This window comes from Micromonospora maris AB-18-032, from assembly GCF_000204155.1.
GTDB lineage: Bacteria > Actinomycetota > Actinomycetes > Mycobacteriales > Micromonosporaceae > Micromonospora > Micromonospora gifhornensis.
In genome coordinates this window covers 6606318-6624112 of sequence record NC_015434.1, presented here as the reverse complement: position 1 = coordinate 6624112, position 17795 = coordinate 6606318, and the positions used below count along the sequence as shown (strand labels likewise).

General features: G+C 69.5%; 13 protein-coding genes. 7 read left to right on the top strand and 6 right to left on the bottom strand.

Going from position 1 to position 17795, the window contains the following annotated elements:
* The first annotated feature begins 669 nt into the window (after window positions 1-669).
* The gene (dnaB, locus tag VAB18032_RS29345) at window positions 670-3582 is read left to right on the top strand and encodes a replicative DNA helicase (protein ID WP_353505308.1); all 2913 of its coding nucleotides are present in this window, start codon (window positions 670-672) and stop codon (window positions 3580-3582) included.
* Window positions 3583-3661: 79 nt separating this feature from the next.
* On the opposite strand, the gene VAB18032_RS29340 is transcribed toward dnaB, so the two are convergent.
* The 4 genes from VAB18032_RS29340 to VAB18032_RS29325 are packed head-to-tail and all read right to left on the bottom strand — an operon-like array spanning window position 3662 to window position 8522.
* Window positions 3662-4036, bottom strand: coding sequence for a TFIIB-type zinc ribbon-containing protein (locus VAB18032_RS29340; RefSeq protein WP_043722417.1), 375 nt, complete (start codon window positions 4034-4036; stop codon window positions 3662-3664).
* A gap of 19 nt (window positions 4037-4055) precedes the next feature.
* Window positions 4056-4688: a phosphoribosyltransferase gene (locus VAB18032_RS29335; protein ID WP_013736570.1), complete on the bottom strand. Its 633-nt coding sequence runs from the start codon at window positions 4686-4688 to the stop codon at window positions 4056-4058.
* On the bottom strand, window positions 4685-6004 hold the full coding sequence (locus VAB18032_RS29330; RefSeq protein ID WP_013736569.1) for a glycosyltransferase 87 family protein: 1320 nt from the start codon (window positions 6002-6004) through the stop codon (window positions 4685-4687). The genes VAB18032_RS29335 and VAB18032_RS29330 overlap by 4 nt, the downstream gene beginning before the upstream one ends.
* A 13-nt stretch (window positions 6005-6017) precedes the next feature.
* Window positions 6018-8522: a putative bifunctional diguanylate cyclase/phosphodiesterase gene (locus tag VAB18032_RS29325; RefSeq protein WP_013736568.1), complete on the bottom strand. Its 2505-nt coding sequence runs from the start codon at window positions 8520-8522 to the stop codon at window positions 6018-6020.
* 422 nt (window positions 8523-8944) lie between these two features.
* On the opposite strand from VAB18032_RS29325, the gene VAB18032_RS29320 reads away from it, so the two are divergent.
* The 5 genes from VAB18032_RS29320 (at window position 8945) to VAB18032_RS29300 (ending at window position 14917) form a co-directional block, all read left to right on the top strand.
* Window positions 8945-12010 (top strand): AfsR/SARP family transcriptional regulator, encoded by a 3066-nt coding sequence (locus VAB18032_RS29320; protein ID WP_081476222.1) that lies wholly within the window; start codon window positions 8945-8947, stop codon window positions 12008-12010.
* A 268-nt stretch (window positions 12011-12278) separates the two neighbouring features.
* Window positions 12279-12770, top strand: coding sequence for a cyclic pyranopterin monophosphate synthase MoaC (moaC, locus tag VAB18032_RS29315; RefSeq protein WP_013736566.1), 492 nt, complete (start codon window positions 12279-12281; stop codon window positions 12768-12770).
* Complete coding sequence (locus VAB18032_RS29310; RefSeq protein ID WP_013736565.1) at window positions 12767-13237, top strand: MogA/MoaB family molybdenum cofactor biosynthesis protein; 471 nt, start codon at window positions 12767-12769, stop codon at window positions 13235-13237. Before moaC ends, VAB18032_RS29310 begins: the two co-directional genes overlap by 4 nt.
* A gap of 58 nt (window positions 13238-13295) precedes the next feature.
* Window positions 13296-14504 carry a molybdopterin molybdotransferase MoeA gene (locus VAB18032_RS29305; RefSeq protein ID WP_013736564.1) on the top strand — a complete coding sequence of 403 codons (1209 nt, stop codon included), beginning with the start codon at window positions 13296-13298 and terminating at the stop codon, window positions 14502-14504.
* On the top strand, window positions 14498-14917 hold the full coding sequence (locus tag VAB18032_RS29300; protein WP_013736563.1) for a molybdenum cofactor biosynthesis protein MoaE: 420 nt from the start codon (window positions 14498-14500) through the stop codon (window positions 14915-14917). The genes VAB18032_RS29305 and VAB18032_RS29300 overlap by 7 nt, the downstream gene beginning before the upstream one ends.
* A gap of 4 nt (window positions 14918-14921) precedes the next feature.
* Here VAB18032_RS29300 and VAB18032_RS29295 read toward each other — a convergent pair whose 3' ends face one another.
* The gene (locus VAB18032_RS29295; RefSeq protein ID WP_043722408.1) at window positions 14922-16364 is read right to left on the bottom strand and encodes a glycosyltransferase 87 family protein; all 1443 of its coding nucleotides are present in this window, start codon (window positions 16362-16364) and stop codon (window positions 14922-14924) included.
* Between the two features lie 204 nt (window positions 16365-16568).
* Window positions 16569-17114 carry a DoxX family protein gene (locus VAB18032_RS29290; protein WP_013736561.1) on the bottom strand — a complete coding sequence of 182 codons (546 nt, stop codon included), beginning with the start codon at window positions 17112-17114 and terminating at the stop codon, window positions 16569-16571.
* Window positions 17115-17248: 134 nt separating this feature from the next.
* Here VAB18032_RS29290 and VAB18032_RS29285 point away from each other — a divergent pair, with 134 nt between their 5' ends.
* Window positions 17249-17794: a GNAT family N-acetyltransferase gene (locus VAB18032_RS29285; RefSeq protein WP_013736560.1), complete on the top strand. Its 546-nt coding sequence runs from the start codon at window positions 17249-17251 to the stop codon at window positions 17792-17794.
* Window position 17795 lies beyond the last annotated feature (1 nt).

Sequence of the window (17795 nt, the reverse complement as noted above, 5' to 3'; positions counted from 1 at the left end):
GTCATCGTCGTCCGGAGCGGCATGCCGGCCGCCGCCGTCGACACTGCGTACGCCCGACTCCAGGGCCCACCGCGGCAGGTACGGCTCAGCCGGCTCGTCCTGCCCACGTTCGATCGCGCGGCGACGGCTAGGGGTGCGGTAACGCTCGACGGCGGAGTCGTAACGGTCGCCCGGATCGCCCTCGACGGGATCGGCCCACGAAGCGGCCGGCCGTCGCTCACGCGGGCCATCCTCCCCGCGTGCCCAGTCCCGGTAACTCACGGCCGGAGCGTGACCCTTCTCAACCGAAAGTGCAATCCGCTGTCCAGGTGTAGCCGTAGGCCACCGATCCTACGGGAGTATCGGGACAAAGCCCTACCCGGAAATTCTCACCCACAGGCTGTGGATGAAGTTTTCGCAGGTCAGAGCGGTAATGCCGGGAGATCCCCAAGAGTTATCCACATCATGTGCACACACTGCGCACACCTCTGCCCACCGGTGTCCACAGGTTGTCCCGAGGCTCGTCCACCGCTGTGGTTGAGGGCCTGAGCTCGTGTTCCGTATGGTTGCCCCAGCCGCCCGCCGATGGCCCCCGATCGCGTGGACGGTCAACCTGGTGGTACCCGGGCGGATCCGTGCCCGGAGCCGCGCCGACGCAGTGGAGGGGGGCCCGTGTCGGTCACCGACGACATGCGGACAGAGCCGTATCCGAGTGGGCCGTCCTCCGGCCCGCCGCCCCGCGACGGCCAGTTCGACAAGACTCCGCCGCAGGACATCGCCGCCGAGCAGTGCGTCCTGGGCGGCATGTTGCTGTCCAAGGACGCCATCGCCGACGTGGTCGAGATCCTCAAGACCAACGACTTCTACCGGCCGATGCACGCCACCATCTTCGACACCATCCTGGAGATCTACGGCCGAGGCGAGCCGGCCGACGCGATCACCGTGGCGGCGGCCCTGGCGGACTCCGGTGACCTGGCCCGCGTCGGTGGCGCCCCGTACCTGCACACGCTGATCGCGAGCGTGCCCACGGCCGCGAACGCCGCCTACTACGCGCGAATCGTCAGCGAGCGTGCCGTGCTGCGGCGACTGGTCGAGGCCGGCACCAGGATCGTCCAGCTCGGCTACGGCACCGCGAGCGGCGGCAGCCGCGACGTCGACGACATCGTCGACCTGGCACAGCAGGCCGTCTACGACGTCACCGAGCGTCGGGTCAGCGAGGACTTCGCCGTCCTCGCCGACATGCTCCAACCGACCCTCGACGAAATCGAGGCGGTCGGTGCCCAGGGCGGGGTGATGACCGGGGTGCCCACCGGCTTCACCGACCTGGACCGGCTGCTCAACGGCCTGCACGCCGGCCAATTGATCATCGTGGCGGGCCGACCTGGTCTCGGAAAGGCACTCGCGCTCGACACCCCCCTGCCCACCCCGACCGGCTGGACGACGATGGGCGAGGTGCAGGTAGGCGATCAGCTGATCGGTGCGGACGGCCGACCCACCACCGTCACGCACGCCTTCGAGGTTCGCCACGGTCGCCCCTGCTACGAGGTCGAGTTCTCCGACGGCTCCGTCATCGTTGCTGACGCTGAGCATCTGTGGAAGACCACCACCCGCGCCTCACGCCGGCAGCGCGCGGAGGCACGATCGTCTTACCAATGGGCCGAGGACGCGCGAGCCGCTGCTGCCGCTGCACACCGGGCGGTCATGGCCGCCCCCGATCGGCTAATGACCTACCGGGAGGCGGTCGAGATAGCGGGCGACCGATTTCGTTACGTCCTGCACGCCGTCGGCCATCGGGTTGGCGTATCAGGGAAGGTCCGGCGGGAGTACGTCAGGCGCGGCCAGCCGTGGCATCGCACCATCGACGCCTACTCGACTCACATGCTGTTCGGCGCCCTGCTCGACCGGGTGAACCGGCAGATGAACACCGAAACGACCGCCAACCATGACGGGGCGGTGACCACGGAACACATCGCAGCGACGCTGCGCCACCCGGCCGACGGGCGGCTCAACCATGCCGTCGAGAACACCCGCGCGCTGGTGCTGCCGACACGAGACCTGCCGGTAGAGCCGTATACGCTGGGTGCGTGGCTGGGGGACGGAACCTCTGCTGGGTCTTCCTTCACCACAGCAGACCCCGAACTCCTGGCGCTCATCGAGTCGGATGGCTATGTCGTGGAGTCGTCGGCAGCACGCTTCCGTTACGCCCTCAAACTTCCGAAGGCTCCGCCGCTGACCGACCGCGAGTGCGTCGTCTGCGGCACCCGGTTCACACCCAAGGGCTCTGGCATTTGGGCATGCGGAAGGTCGTGCGGCGGAAAGTCAAGAGGTCTGGTGGACGCCGCAGCCCGCGCCCGCTGTTCGTTCTGCGGCAGGGCGTTCAAGTACATGTCAGGTTCATCTCGGAGTTGCCAAGCCTGCCATTCGGCACGTGGGTCATTCACTGGCCTACTGAGGTCCGCAGGCGTCCTTGGGAACAAGCACATCCCACCGATGTACCTGCGTGCATCCGAGGACCAGCGGCGGGCGTTGCTGGCCGGCCTTCTTGACACTGACGGCACCGTCACCAACGGTGGCAGCGTCCAGTTCACAACCACGTCGGCCCGTCTAGCCGACGACGTGAACGAACTCGTCGTCAGCCTCGGGTATCGGTGCTCCATCTCCCGCAGGTCGGTCAAGGGCCGCCGCCCGGAGTCGTCGGTGGCGTACAACCTCAACTTCAGCACAGCCGACGACGTGTTCCGGTTGGCCCGCAAGCGTCAGGCCCACGCGCAGCGGCGGCATGACGGGACGGCCGTCCGCACTGGCCACCGGTACATCGTTGCGGTCCGGCCGGTGCCCAGTGTCCCGGTCCGCTGCGTGACCGTCGACAACGATGACCACCTGTACCTGGCCGGTCGGTCGATGATCCCGACGCACAACAGCACTGCGAGCATGGACTTTGCCCGGAATGCGGCAATCAGGGCCAATCAGGCGGCGGCCATCTTCTCGCTGGAAATGAGCAAGGTCGAGATCGTCATGCGACTGCTCTCGGCCGAGGCGCGCGTACCCCTGCACGTGCTGCGCAGCGGGCAGCTCTCCGACGACGACTGGACCAAGCTGGCCCGCTGCATGGGCGAGATCAGTGAGGCACCGCTGTTCGTGGACGACACGCCGAGCATGAACCTGATGGAGATCCGGGCCAAGGCCCGCCGCCTCAAGCAGCGACACGACCTCAAGCTGATCGTGGTCGACTACCTCCAGCTGATGACCTCACCCAAACGCACCGAGAGCCGGCAGCAGGAGGTCGCGGACCTGTCCCGAGGGCTCAAGCTGCTGGCCAAGGAGGTCGAGTGCCCGGTCATCGCGGTGAGTCAGCTGAACCGTGGCCCGGAGCAACGTACCGACAAGCGGCCGCAGCTGTCCGATCTGCGCGAATCTGGATCAATTGAGCAAGATGCGGACGTTGTCATCCTGCTGCATCGGGACGACTACTACGACAAGGAGTCGCCCCGGGCGGGGGAGGCGGATTTTATAGTCGCCAAGCACAGAAATGGTCCGACCGACACGGTGACTGTGGCGGCTCAGTTGCACCTGTCGCGCTTCGTGGACATGGCCATCGTCTGACCCGAGGGCCGTCGACTGTGGCACGGTTTCCCCGCTCCGGCGCGGTCTGATCCGACGCCGGAGCGGAGACCGCACAGGCTCAGCCGAACATGTCGTCGAGAAAGCTCTTGCGCTTCTTGCGCCGGTAGTGCCCGTGGTAGCCGTAGTGCTGCTGCCCGTGGCCGTACGCCGGTGCCGGCGCGGGGTAGCCGGGCGGCGGCACTGCGCCGTAGCCCGGCTGGTGCGGGGCGGGCGCGGGCGGCGGGTAGCCGCCCGGCTGGGCGACGTGCTGGGGCGGCTGCGGGGCCGGCGGGGTCTGCTTGGCGTTCCAGTTGGCTTCCGCCTCGAACAGCTTCTCCAGCTCACCGCGGTCGAGGAAGATGCCCCGGCATTCGCCGCACTGGTCGATGACGACGCCACTGCGCTCGTACTGGCGCATCTCTCCGTGACACTTGGGACAGGTCAGGCTCATCATCCGAAGGTACCTGGTCGATTCACGCGGTGGCGGTCAGCGCCTCGGTGACCTCGTCGTCGGAGACCTCGTGGAAGTCGTCGTAGTAGGCCCCCACCGCGCCGAAGTTGGCAGGTCGTTGGGCGCAGATCGCCTCGTCGGCCTCGGCGGCCAGCATCTCGCAGGCCTCCTGCGCGCCGACCGGCACGGCGAGCACGACGCGGCGAGCGCCGAGGTGCCGGGCGACCTGGACGGCGGCTCGGGCGGTCGCGCCGGTGGCCAGGCCGTCGTCGACGATCAGGGCGGTACGACCGGTCAGGTCCAGCGGTGGGCGGCCGGCCCGGTAGAGCTGTTCCCGTCGGTCGAGTTCTGCCTGCTCCCGGCGCTGGACCTCGGCGATGTCGTCGGCATCGAGTTGGCCGGCGACCAGGTCGTTGAGTACGCGTACGCCGCCGGGACCGAGGGCGCCGAACGCCACCTCGGGTGCCCAGGGCATGCCGAGTTTCCGGACCACGAGCACGTCCAGCGGTGCGCCGAGCCGGTCGGCGACGACCTTGGCGACGGGCACTCCGCCGCGTACCAGGCCGAGCACGGTGACGTCCGGTCGGCCGCTCAGGGCAGCGAGCCGGTCGGCGAGTGCCCGGCCGGCCTCGCTGCGATCGCGGTAGGTGGTCATGCCCTCAGGTGTACGCCCTGCCGGGCCTCTTCGCCCGCCGGTTGCCCGATCCGGGGAAGGTCGAGCGCGGGGGCCCAGACGAGAAACGCGATCGGGTACAGCAGGTAACCGAAGCGGGTGGTGGGCATCAGCAGGATGGCCGCGAGTAGCCCGTACGCGCAGATCAGGCTGATGGTCCGGGCGGTGCGGGGCGGTCGGCGGGCGAGTCGGACGGCGATGGCCAGCCCGGCCGCGACGAGCAGCGCGGCGGCGACGGCGCGGCCGGCCGGTAGGTTGGCCGCGATCAGGTAGCCGGGGAACGGCGACTGGGCGGGGCTGGCGACCAGGCCGTGTCCGAGCGGGAACCGCAGCACGTTCTCCACGAGGGCTTCGTGGTCGACAAGCAGGACGGGCAGCAGAGCGAGGGCGGGGATTCCGAACGCTCCGGCGGCGACCCGCAGGCCGGCGCGTCGGGTAAAGCCCCAGATGACCAGCACCATCGCGACCGGCCAGGCGAACAGCTTGAGCGCGCCGGCCACGCCAACGGCGATGCCGGCCCAGCCGGGTCGTGCGGTGCCGGCGCAGGCGAGCGCCAGCAGGCAGAGCGCGAGTACGGGCAGGTCGTCCCCGCCGGTGGCGAGGGTCAGTGCACAGACCGGGAGTACGGTGGCGGCCTGCATGCCGCGGAGCAGGGTGGCCCGGTTCCGGGCCGGCAGTCCGGGGGTCGGGCGCAGGAGGCGCGCGGCCAGGACGAGGGCCAGGGCGGTGCCGACGGCGAACCAGACCCGGGCGTCGGTCCACCAGCTGTCGTGCACGGCGCGGGGCAGCCCGAACAGGGCCATCCCCGGCTGGTACGGGGTGTAGCCGAGCAACTGCTCGCCCGCTGGCAGGGCGGCGATCGCGTCGGGGCCGAGGTACGGGGTGCCGGTCTCCAGCAGGCGGCGGCCCGAGTCCTCGACGACAAGCACCTCCTCCTGTGCCCGGTCGGTTCGCCCGGCTGCCCGCTGGATGCTCTGCCAGGTCAGTGGCAGCAGGGTGACTGTGGACCAGGTGAGGCTGGCGACCAGCCAGCGTGCCGGTACGCCGCTCAGGGCGGAGTCGGGACGTCGGCGACGGATGAGCAGTTGACCGGTGACCAGCAGCGCGGCGGCGAGGTAGCCGACGGCGGCGAGGCTGCCCCAGTGGCGGTGCGTGACCAGGGTGGAGGTTGCGGCGGTGATCGTCGCGAACGCGGCTGAGCCGGCGTAGATGCCGAGGTCGAGGCCGAGTCCGCCGCCGGTGGCGTCGAGCCGGTGCCACCATGCGGGGCGGGGGGCGGTCGCATCGGCGTTGCTCATCCGGGTCAGTGTGTCAGGCCGGTTGGTGTCGGCCTCGGCCCCCCTGACGGCGTCCGGGTGGTAGTCGGACCACCGCGCCGGCGTCGTGTAGTGCGGTCGCGAGGTGGCCGGGGCGACCGGCGGTGCCGCGTTGCAGCGCCGCGAGCAGGGCGCCGGCGGCCAGTGGGCGGGCGAAGAGGTGGCCCTGACCTGCGACGCAGCCGAGTTCCCAGAGGGCGAGGCGCTGCGGGTCCCGTTCCACCCCTTCGGCCACCACGGCGAGGTTGAGACTTCGGCCGAGGTCGAGAGTGGATCGGACGATGGCGGCGGCTTCGGCGGAGGACTCCATGGCGGTGACGAAGCTGCGGTCGATCTTCAGTTCGTGCACCGGGATTCGGGAGAGCAGCGAGAGCGAGGAGTAGCCGGTGCCGAAGTCGTCCAGCGCGAGCCGGACGCCGGAGTCGCGGAGTCGGGTGAGTACCTGGTCGACCACGTCGAGTTGGCTGAGGGTGAGGGTCTCGGTGAGTTCCAGCATCAGCCGGTCGGGCGGTAGGTCGTGGGCGCGCAGCCGGGCCAGGACGGCGCCGGGGAAGCGGGCGTCGAGCAGGCTGCGGGGGGAGACGTTCACCGCCACCGGTACGTCGAATCCGGCGTCGCGCCAGGTGCTGGCGGCGATCAGTGCCTGGTCGAGGATCGCCTCGGCGAATGCGGGGAGCAGGCCGGACCGTTCGACGGTCTCCAGGAACCGGAGTGGGTCGATCATGCCGTGGGTGGGGTGCCGCCAGCGGGCCAACGCCTCGGCGGCGATCACCTCGCCGGTGCCGAGGTCGACGATGGGCTGGAAGTTGACGACGAATTCCTGGTCGGCGACGGCGCGGGGCAGTTCACCTCCGAGGGCGAGTCGGCCGAGGTCGGCGGTGTCCCGGGCGGGTGCGTACGTGGCGACCCGTTGCCCGGCCCGTTTGGCCTGGTACATCGCGACGTCGGCGCGGCGCAGCAGCTCGACCATCCCGCCGGCGGCCGGCGCGATGGCGATACCTCCGCTGGCCTCGACGCTTATCTGCATGCCTTCGATGTCGAACGGCTCGTGCAGCGCCGCCAGCAGGGTCTCGGCCCGGTGCGCGGCCACCGCGGGGGCAGGCAGGGCGCGCAACAGTACGGCGAACTCGTCGCCGCCGAGCCGGGCAACCAGGTCGTCGGTGCGGGCTGCGGCGCGGAGCCGTTCGGCAACCCGGATCAGCATCTGGTCGCCGGCGGCGTGCCCGAGGGTGTCGTTGACTTCCTTGAAATGGTTGAGGTCGATGAGCACCAGCGCGGTGACCCCGTCGGCGTGCCGTTTGTGCAGTTGCTCGTTGCCTTCGTCGAGCAGGTGCCGCCGGTTGGCCAGCCCGGTGAGTGCGTCGTGGGCGGCGGCGTGGGCGTGGGCCTGCGCGACCCGGGCGAGTTCGGCGTACGCCTGGGCGTTGCGCACCGCCGTGCACAGCGCCGAGGCAAAGGTACGCAGGGTGTACCGCTCCCGTTCGTTGAGCTGGACCGACCCTCGGAAGCGCAGCCGCAGTACGCCCACGTCGATGGATCGGTCGTGCCCCTCCAAGGGCGCGGGCACGACCGCGCCCGTCGCGTCGGGGGCCTCGGCGGTGGGGCCGTCGTAGCTGATGCCGTCGGAGTTGCCCCGGACGAGCCGGGCGGCGTCGCGCAGTTCCACCTCCACCTCGTCGGCGGAGAAGAGTTCGGCGGCCCGGGTGACGGCGGTGGTGAGGACCTCGTCCAGCTCGACGACGTTTAGCGCGTCGGTGGTCTGGGCGAGCCGCTGCCACGCCTGCTGCTCGGTGCGGCTGCGCACCCGGGTCAGGTAGAACAGGTGAAGGCTGAGCACCAGGGGTGGTACGGCGAGAAGCATGCGGATGTCGGTCCTGATCGTCAGAACCGTGCCGATGATGACGATGAGACGGGTGACGGTTGCGGTCAGCCGCAGATCCCAGTCCTCGCGGAACAGCTTTCCCAACGAGGTGCCGGTGGCCATGGCGATGACCGGCAACGTGACGAGTTCGTCGAGCAACACGGCGGCCAGGTAGGCGGCCGTCAGCGGAACGATGGTGCTGGTGATCTCCGAGTTCGTCGGGGGCCACTGGAACAGCTGAAGGACCAGGCCGGCGGCGGTGGCGACCAGCATGTTCTTGCCGATGCCGAACCACCGTTTGATCGGCGGCAACCGGATCAGGGTGCTGGCGATGGCCACGCCGAAGCCGGTGGCGAGGATGACCACGGGTGAGGGCGCGACGGCCAGCCCGACTACGATCGCGGTTTCGGTCCAGGCGATGCGGTGGTTGGTGGAACGGATTCGTACCTGGACCTTGACGATGAAGCCGAGCGTCACCAGAGAGATCAGCGCGGGCCAGAGGAACGTGGCGGTGAGGACACCGTAGTTCGGCAAGTGCGCGACGGAGACGGCACCGGCGATGCCGGCCAGAACGACGACGAGACCGACTAGCGGCCGTAGCCGCCGATCGGTCCCGGTCTGTCGATCCTGCGAAGTCAACCGTCATCCCCATTCGTCACCGAGGGGCTGCGCTCCGCAAGCGTACTTTGGCTGCTCCTCATCGAGAAGCTGGGATCATCCCCATTCGTGCGAGTTCATTTTCTACCCCCAGCTGAGTCCGGCTTGTTGCTGCCGAATCTAGGGGGACTTGTGGCCGGTTGGTACCATTACATGTCGTATTGCGCATAATGGGCCAATACGGCGCTTTTCTGTCACGTTCTGTCCCCGCTTTGCTGACGGAGGGTTTCGTTTCGTCATTGGGGCCAGTTTTTGTCTCCCGCTCTCTTGGTCGGCGGAGGATTTCTAGCCGAGCAAGTGTCTCCAGAGAGTTTGTTTGTTTCATCATCGCTTCGGTCGGGATTGCCGGGATGTGGGGGTCAGCTCGTCGGCTCTGAGCTGGCTAAGCTGCACACGGTGATCCTATGAGTGCAGCTGAGGAGTCGGTGCAGATTCAAGTCCTCGGCGGTCTCGCGGTGCGTCACGGGTCAGCGGTGCTGCCCCTCGGGACTCCAAAACAGCGGACAGTTCTGGCGATGCTCGCGTGTAATCCTGGCCGGCTGGTGTCGGTCGCACAGCTCGTCGACGAGCTGTGGTCGGAAGAGCCGCCGCAGTCAGCCGTACCCAATGTCCGTACTTATGCCGCCAACCTTCGCAGGAGTCTCGCGAAGCTGGTGCCGGAGCGTGAACTGCTGACCCGGGTTCAGGACGGCTACCGTCTCGACGTCGAACGGTCGGACGTGGACCTGTTCGCCTTTCAGGCAGAGGTTGCCGAGGCGCGTCGGCTGGTGCCATCGGACGAGGTGGCGGCAGTGGAGCTGTTGTCCGGTGCGTTGGCGCGATGGCAAGGGCAGGCGCTCACGGGAATTGCGCTCGGCTCGTCACTCTCCGCTCAGGTGGTCGCGGCGGCCGAGGATCGAATGCTCGCGGCCGAGTTGTACGCCAGACTGCAGATCCGGCTCGGCAACTACGACGAGGCCCTACCGGTACTGCGCAAATTGTTGATCACGCAGCCGCTCCGCGAGCCGGCTCACCTGCTTCTCATGCAGGCGCTTCATCTGCGCGGTGACCATGCCGGGGCGGTCGCGGCCTATGCCACGGCCCGACGAGCCCTGCGTGAGCAGCTCAACATCGAGCCCGGTGGTGAACTGCAGCAGTTCTACCAGCGGATAGCGGCACACGAACGGCGCGTCACGCACCGCGAACGGGAGGCTGGCCCGACTGCGACGGTCGTTCCCGCGCGTACCGGACAGGTGATCCGGTCCTTTCCGCCTCTGCCCAGGGCGTTACCGGACTTCATCGGCCGAGCCGACGCGGTCGAGCGTCTGCTGGCTGAGACGCGGCGAGCATCGGGCGTCGCTCCGGCCGTGCACTTCATCGACGGCATGGCGGGTAGCGGCAAGACGTCTCTTGCCATGCATGTCGCTGCCCAGCTCACGGACCGTTTTCCGGACGCGCAGTTGTTCATCGACCTGAAGGGGCACAACCAGGCTGAGTCGGTGGCACCGGCTGCCGCCCTGGCGGCGCTGCTGAGACAGCTCGGTGTGGCGGGTAGCCGGATACCGGGCGACTTCGACGAGCGGGTCTCGCTCTGGCGTCACGAACTTGCAAGTCGACGAGGAATCGTCGTGCTGGACAACGCGGCTGGTGCCGAGCAGGTTCTCCCGCTGCTTCCCAGTGGGCCAGGCAACGTGGTGATCGTGACATCCCGACGCAGGATCACCGGGCTGGATGGAGCGCCACCCGTCTCCCTGTCTGTGATGACACTGGACGAAGGTGTTGCCCTACTGGCATCTGCCGCGGGCGCACAACGGGTGGCGGCAGAGCCTGATGCGGCAGCGACCGTGGTCAAGCAGTGCGGTCACCTGCCGTTGGCAATCCGGCTGGCCGGCTCCCGGCTCGCGCATCGCCCCACCTGGCGGGTGGCCGATCTCGCGGCTCTGCTGGTAGGCAATGCACACCGACTGGTTCATCTCGCCTCGGGCGACCGGAGTGTGGCGAAAGCATTCGCGGCGTCGTACGAGTCGCTCGGCGATTCGGCGCGGCGGTTGTTCCGGTTGCTGAGCGTGCATCCGGGCGACTATTTCGACGTGTTGATCTGTGCTGCGGTCACTGGCTTTTCGATGGACGACACCACCGCTGCCCTGAACGAGCTTCTCGACTGCCATCTGGTCGACGAGGTGAAGGCGGGGCGTTACCGGATGCATGATCTGATCCGACAGTACGCCCACGAACTGTCCGTCACCCAGGACCGCGGGGTGACACGTGACCGGGCGTTGGTGGATCTGGTCGACATCATGCTGCACCTGTCGTTTCCCATCGCAGAAGAACTCGAGTCTCGCGGTGTGCGTAAGTACGTGTCACTCGACCCGCCGCGCCTGCCGGATCTCTTGGCCGTCACGGCATCGCGCACGAAAGAATGGATGGAGGATGAGCGCTCGACTCTGGTGGCGCTCGTCGTGCGGGCCGGCGAACGGGGGCACCATGACCATTCCTGGCGCCTGGCCCGAGTGCTCTGGCGATTCCTCTATGTTCGCGGCTATTACGATGACATCGTCCGTACGCACCTTGCCGGGCTGGAGGCCGCGCGGGCAGCCAAGAACGAGCCCGCCGCCGCCATCATGCACAACTATGTCGCCTCTGCCTATCTCCGCAAAGGCAACTACGCCGAGGCGCTGAATCACGTCCGTGCGGCAGTGACGTCCGCCGAGCGGCGCGGTGACGTCATCAATGGCGACCGCTATCGGGCCAATCTGGTCGCTGTTCACTGGATTCGGGGCGAACTCGACGAGGCGGTGCGGGTCGGGCTCGAAGGACTGCGCTGGCGAAAAGGCTTCGATCTCGGTGAACTGCCCAGCTCTCTGCCGAACGTGGGGCTCGCCCTGGCCCTGCTCGGCCGATACGACGAGGCGCTGCGTCTGCACCGCCTGCACCTCTACCTGGCCCGCCAGCACGGTAATCAGTTCCACCTGCTCAACGCGCTGAGCCACATCGGCGCAGTGAAGTGCCGGGTCGGGCAGCACAAGGCGGCGATACGCGTGTTGCGAGCGGCGCTGGCGCTGCGGGAGCGTACCGGCCACCGTTTCGCGGAGGCAGAGGTACGCAACGACCTCGGTATCGCGTTACGAGGTTTGGGGCGGGTTGCCGAAGCGGCTGTGCAGCACGAGGCCGCCCGACAGTTGGCATTCGAGGCGGGTGAGCCGCATGCGCAGGCGGCGGCGCTCAACGACCTGGCACTGACCATGGCGATCCTCGGCGACGGCAGCCGTGCGTCCGACCTGCACCACGAAGCATTGCGGTTGGCAACCCGGATAGCCCACCCGTACGAGCAGGGGCGGGCGTTGGCTGGGTTGGCGGAGCATCTGCTCGCCACCGATCCGGCGGAGGCGCGCCGGCACTGGGAGCGGGCACTGGCGATCTTCCGGCGGATGGGGGTGCCGGAGCAGTCGGAGGTGGAACGCCGGCTGGCCCAGACGGATCAGGGCAGCTGAAGTCCGGTGGGTGGTAGCGGCGTCGATGCGAGCGGCGTTCCGGCCCACGATCCCCAGGGAAAGGTTCTTATCGAATTTTTATCGCCTGGTTCGATAGCGTCCGACTGTTCGGCGACGGGGGAGATCCCGCTGACGCAGGATCTTGTCGCGACCACCGCCGTCAGGTGACCCCAGCTACCTGACGGCGGGCCGGTGAGGAGGGGGCGGCTCTGTGGGTGCCGCCCCTTCCCTCAGCGCAGGGACGACGCGCACAGATAGGCTCGCCAGCGTGACCCAACCCGCCGAACTCAGCCATGTCGACGAGACCGGCGCGGCCCGCATGGTCGATGTCTCCGCCAAGGAGGTCACCGGCCGCCTGGCGGTTGCCGCCGGTCGGTTGCGTACCACCGCTGAGGTGATCGAGTTGTTGCGCCGCGACGGGCTGCCCAAGGGGGATGCGCTGGCGGTCGGGCGGTTGGCCGGGATCATGGGCGCGAAACGTACGCCGGACCTGATTCCGCTGTGCCATCCGATCGCGCTGCACGGCGTCACGGTCGACCTGTCCCTGACCACGGACACGGTGGAGATCACCGCGACCGCTCGCACCGCCGACCGTACCGGCGTCGAGATGGAGGCGTTGACCGCGGTCGCCGTCGCCGGGTTGGCCCTGGTCGACATGGTCAAGGCGGTGGATCCGGCGGCAAGTGTCGAGGCGGTACGCGTGCTGCGCAAGGAGGGCGGCAAGACCGGCCTGTGGCAGCGTCCGCAGGACCGACCGTGATCCGGGCCCGGGTGGTGGTGGCGTCCAACCGGGCCGCCTCCGGTGTCTACGCGGACACGAGTGGTCCGCTGCTCGTCGCGGGACTGCGCGAGTGGGGCTGCGCGGTGGACGAACCGGTGGTGGTGCCCGACGGCGAGCCGGTCGGTCTGGCGATCCGACAGGCCGTGGCGGATGCCGTCGACGTGGTGTTGACAAGCGGCGGGACGGGAATCACCCCGACCGACCGGACCCCGGACGTGACCCGGGCGCTGCTCGACTACGAGATCCCCGGCATCGCCGAGGCGATCCGCGCCCACAGCCGCGACAAGGTGCCCACGGCGGCGCTGTCCCGGGCGGTGGCCGGGGTGGCGGGTCGAACGCTCGTGGTGAACCTGCCCGGCTCGACCGGCGGAGCGCGGGACGGCCTCGCCGTGCTGGGGCCGATCCTCACGCACGCGGTCGAACAGTTGCGCGGTGGCGACCACTGACCGAACCGATAGGCTCTCGCTGGTGAGCACGAGAACCGCAGACGCCGCCACCGGGCCGATGGGCTGGGAACAGGCGCGGTCGCGGGCGTACGCGGTCGGTCTGGCTGCCGCGCTTCCCACCGTCGACGTGCTGCTCGCCGACGCCGACGGGCACACTCTCGCCGAGCCGCTGGCGCCCCGGACCGATCTGCCGGCGTTCACCACGTCCAGCGTGGACGGCTGGGCGGTACGCGGCCCCGGCCCGTGGCGGATCGTCGGGCGGGTGCTGGCCGGCACGACGCCGGCGCCGTTGACCGAGGACGGGACGACCGTCGAGATCGCGACGGGGGCGATGGTGCCTCCGGGGGCGTCGGCGGTGCTGCGGGTGGAGGAGTCGACGCGTACGCCTGAGGGGTTTGTCGACGGTGTGCCGCGACCGGCGCCGGAGTGGCGGCTGCCCGGCGAGGAGGCTGCCGCCGGCGAGGAGCTGCTGCCGGTCGGGACCCCGGTCGATCCGTCGGTGATCGGTCTCGCCGCCTCCTGCGGGCACGACACCCTGCGGGTGCGGGCGCAGCCTCGGGCCGCGCTGCTGGTCTTCGGCGACGAGCTGCTGACCGCCGGTCCGCCCGCCGACGGCCGGATCCGCGACGCGCTCGGCCCGGCCGTGCCGGGCTGGCTGCGGCGGTACGGCTGCCAGGTGCGTACGACCGATGTGGTCGGGCCGGTCGCCGACACGCTGCCCGCCCATGAGGCGGCGCTGCGCAGCGCGTTGGTCGAGGTCGACCTCGTCTGCACCACCGGCGGCACCATGCGCGGCCCGGTCGACCACCTGCACCCGGCGCTGGCGGCACTCGGCGCGGACTACGTGGTCAACACCGTCGCGGTGCGGCCCGGCTTTCCCATGCTGCTGGCCCGGGTGATCGGCCCTGACGGGCGGAGTCGATTCGTGGCGGGCCTGCCGGGCAATCCGCAGTCCGCCGTCATCGCCCTCGTCTCGCTCGTCGCGCCGTTGCTGGCGGGTCTCGCCGGCCGGCCGATGCCGGTGCTTCCGCACGCCATGCTCGCCGAGCCGATTCCGGGTCGGGGCAACCACACCCACCTGGCCCTGGTCCGGCTCGACCGGGTGGCCGGGACCGCGCATCCGGTGCGGCACGTCGGTTCGGCGATGTTGCGGGGGCTGTCCGGGGCCGACGGGTTCGCGGTGATCGCGCCCGGCAGCTCCGGAGCGGCCGGGGATCGGGTGCCTGTCGTACCGTTGCCGTTGCTGCCCGGGGAGCGGACATGGTGATCCTGATCGGAGCCGTCACCGAACAGCCGTTGGATCTTGCCGCGCACGAGGCCGCGGTGGCCGACCATCGGGCCGGCGCGGTGGTCTCGTTCGCCGGGGTGGTCCGCGACCACGACCACGGGCGGGCGGTGGCCAGCCTGGAGTACGAGGGCCATCCGAGCGCCGAGCGGGTGCTGCGGGAGGTGGCCGCCGAGATCGCCGCGGACCCCGAGGTGTACGCGGTGGCGGTGTCGCACCGGATCGGCCCACTGGCCATCGGTGACGCGGCCCTGGTGGCGGCGGTCAGCACCGCGCACCGGGCCGCTGCGTTCGCCGCCTGCGCCCGTCTGGTGGACGAGGTGAAGGCCCGCCTGCCGATCTGGAAGCGGCAGGTCTTCACCGACGGCACCGAGGAGTGGGTGAACTGCCCCTGACGCCCTACCGCCGGCCGTACAGGATGGCGTTGCGGGCCATCCGGTCGGTCAGGAAGGCCGGCTCGGCACCCGGCCGCCACGGCAGTGCGGCGACCAGCACGATCAGAGCCAGGATCAGGGAGTTCTCCATCACGGCACCGAACAGGCCGTCGGCGTAGTGCGAGACCTCCGGCAGTTGGTGTTCGTACGGCCAGATCGGCGAGATCAGGAAGAGCAGGTAGAGCCCGACGGCGGCGATGCCGTGCCGGATCCCGGTCAACGTCGGGTACCAGATCGGCGGGCGTAGCGCGGCCACTGCCGGAGGGCCGCCGTACGGCCCTGCCGTGGCTCGGGCGACAAGTCCCCGACTCGCGTCGCGGCGGCGGATCGCCGCGTCGGCCAGCACGATGATCGCCGGGATCACCCAGACGAGGTGGTGCGTCCAGGAGATCGGGCTGATCACGTTGGCGGTCAACCCGACCAGGGTGAAGGCGGTCAGTTCGTCGCCGTCGGAGTGCGCGTTGGCGGCCCGGGACAGACCGAGGGTGAGCACCAGTACGGCGAACGCGAGCCAGAGCAGGCCGGGGGTCTCGATCGAGTCGTAGAGTCGGGCCAGGAGCCCGGCCAGCGACTGGTTGGGCGTCATGTCGGCGGCACCCACCCGCTCGGTCTGCCAGAGCACGCTGCCGAAGTAGGCCCGGGACTCGGCTCCGACGATGCCGAAGCTGCCGATGGTGACGCCGACCGTGGTGCCGATGGCCGTCCAGGCCACCCGCCACTGTCGAGTGATGATCAGATAGAAGATGAACAGCGCCGGGGTCAGCTTGACCGCCGTGGCCAGGCCGATGCCCACGCCGGCCCAGGCGCCGCTGTAGATGAACCGCAGCAGTGGGCCGTCGGTGTCGGCCTGGTGCGTACCGCGACGGGACCGCCAGCGCAGGGCCACCATGTCCGCCATGATCAGGGCGAACAGCAGCAGGTTGACCTGCCCGTAGCCGAGGGTCTCCCGGACCGGCTCGATGGCGGTGGCCAGCGGCGTGGCGATGGCCACCGTGTACCACAGTGGCCAGCCCATCCGGTCGACGATCGGGCGCAGCAGCGCGGCCAGCACCACGGCCAGGGCGGCGATGCTCATCAGTGCGTTCACCAGGCCGGCCATGGTCACCGGCAGGTGCGCCATGGGCAGCATGGCCAGGCCTGCGAACGGTGGATAGGTGAAGCCCAATGTGGTGTCGGGTGCGACAAACTCGTACAGCTCATGACCGCTCGCCCACCAGACCACCGCACCGTGGTAGATCTTCATGTCGAAGAAGTTGTACGGCCGCCCGAATGCGCCGATGGCAAGCCAGGCGGCATAGGCGACGGCGGCCACGATGCCGGTCCGTACGACTGTTCTTCGATCGATCCCACGCGTTACGCGACGGACTGCGGCGAGGCGGTCCAGCCTTCTACCGACATTCGTCGGCATGGCGTGGCCACCCCCGTACCAAGGTCGTCCTACCCGTCCAGGTCCGGTAGGGAGCCTAGAACGGCGCCTCACGTCAGTGCCTCCCGCGTTATGCGACCGTGTCCGATCCCACACATTCTTTTGACATTTCCACCGCGTTAACGCCTCGCGGGCGGTTCAGGTGATTCGCGGCCTTAGCGGGGGGTGGGGGCCGGTAATCGCAGGTCAGCCGGGAAGCCGACGGGCGGTGGCTGCGGAGAGGGCGGCGATGCGGGCCTCGCGGCGGGCGGTACGCACGGCGCGACTCACCGACCGTCGAGAGTGGTCGATGCGGTGCCCGGCTCGCCAGCGCAGCCCTGGCTTTCCCTGAGTGTCGGCGGCGGCGAGCAGCAACCCACCGAAGAGACCGACGTTCTTCAGGAAGTGGATCTGGTGGTTGTGGCGCTGCGCCGGGTCCTCCTGACGCCAGAAGGGGTGCCCGGCCAGGGTCACCGGGACCAGGGTGCCCGCCAGGACCAGCGCCGCCGGCCGGGTGAACCGCCCGGTGGCGAGCATCAGGCCGGCACCGACCTGAACGGCGGCGTTGGCGCGGATCAGCGTCGTGGTGTCGGTGGGGATGCGAGGATCAGCCCGCTGCAGCAGGGGCGTCATTCGATCGGTGATGGGCTTGGCTACGGGTACCAGGCGCTCCGGGTGGGTGAAATTGCGAGCGCCGCTGGCCACGAAGATGCCGCTGAGCATGGCGCGGGCGATGAACCGTACGGGCGTCATGGACCAGTCATACCCTCTTCGGGCCGTGGTCACTCGCCACAACGGCCGATCTCGATCGACCGGGTGATGCCGGACGGCGCGCCGATTCCAACGACCATCTCGGATGGACGGGCCACAGGCGGTAACCTCGCGGCGTGACGACGCTGCGGCTACGACCCGAGGAGCCGGCCGACACCGGCGCGGTCCGTCGGGTGCTGGCTGCGGCCTTCGCCCGGCCGGACGTGGCAACCCCGCCAGAGGTACGCCTCGTCGAGGAGTTGCGGGACGGCGACGCCTGGCTGCCGGAGTTGGCGATGGTCGCCGAGTACGGCGGTGAGATCGTCGGCTACGCCTTGTTCACCCGGGTCGTCGTGTCCGCGGACGAGCACACCGCCCCGGCACTGGCCCTCGGCCCGGTGGCGGTGGCACCCCACCGTCAGCGGATCGGGCTCGGCACCTCCGTGGTGCAGGCCGGCCTGGAGGCGGCCACGGAACTCGGTGAGCGACTGGTCGTGGTGCTCGGTGACCCCGCGTACTACCGGCGTTTCGGGTTCAGCCGGGCCGACCGGATGGGTCTGACCAGCCCCTGGTCGGGGCTGGGTGAGCCGTGGCAGGCCCTGGTGCTGCCGCCGTCGACGAGTGGCGAGCCCGCCCCGCCGCAGGGCGAAGTCGTCTTCCCGCCACCCTGGTCCAAGGTCTGAC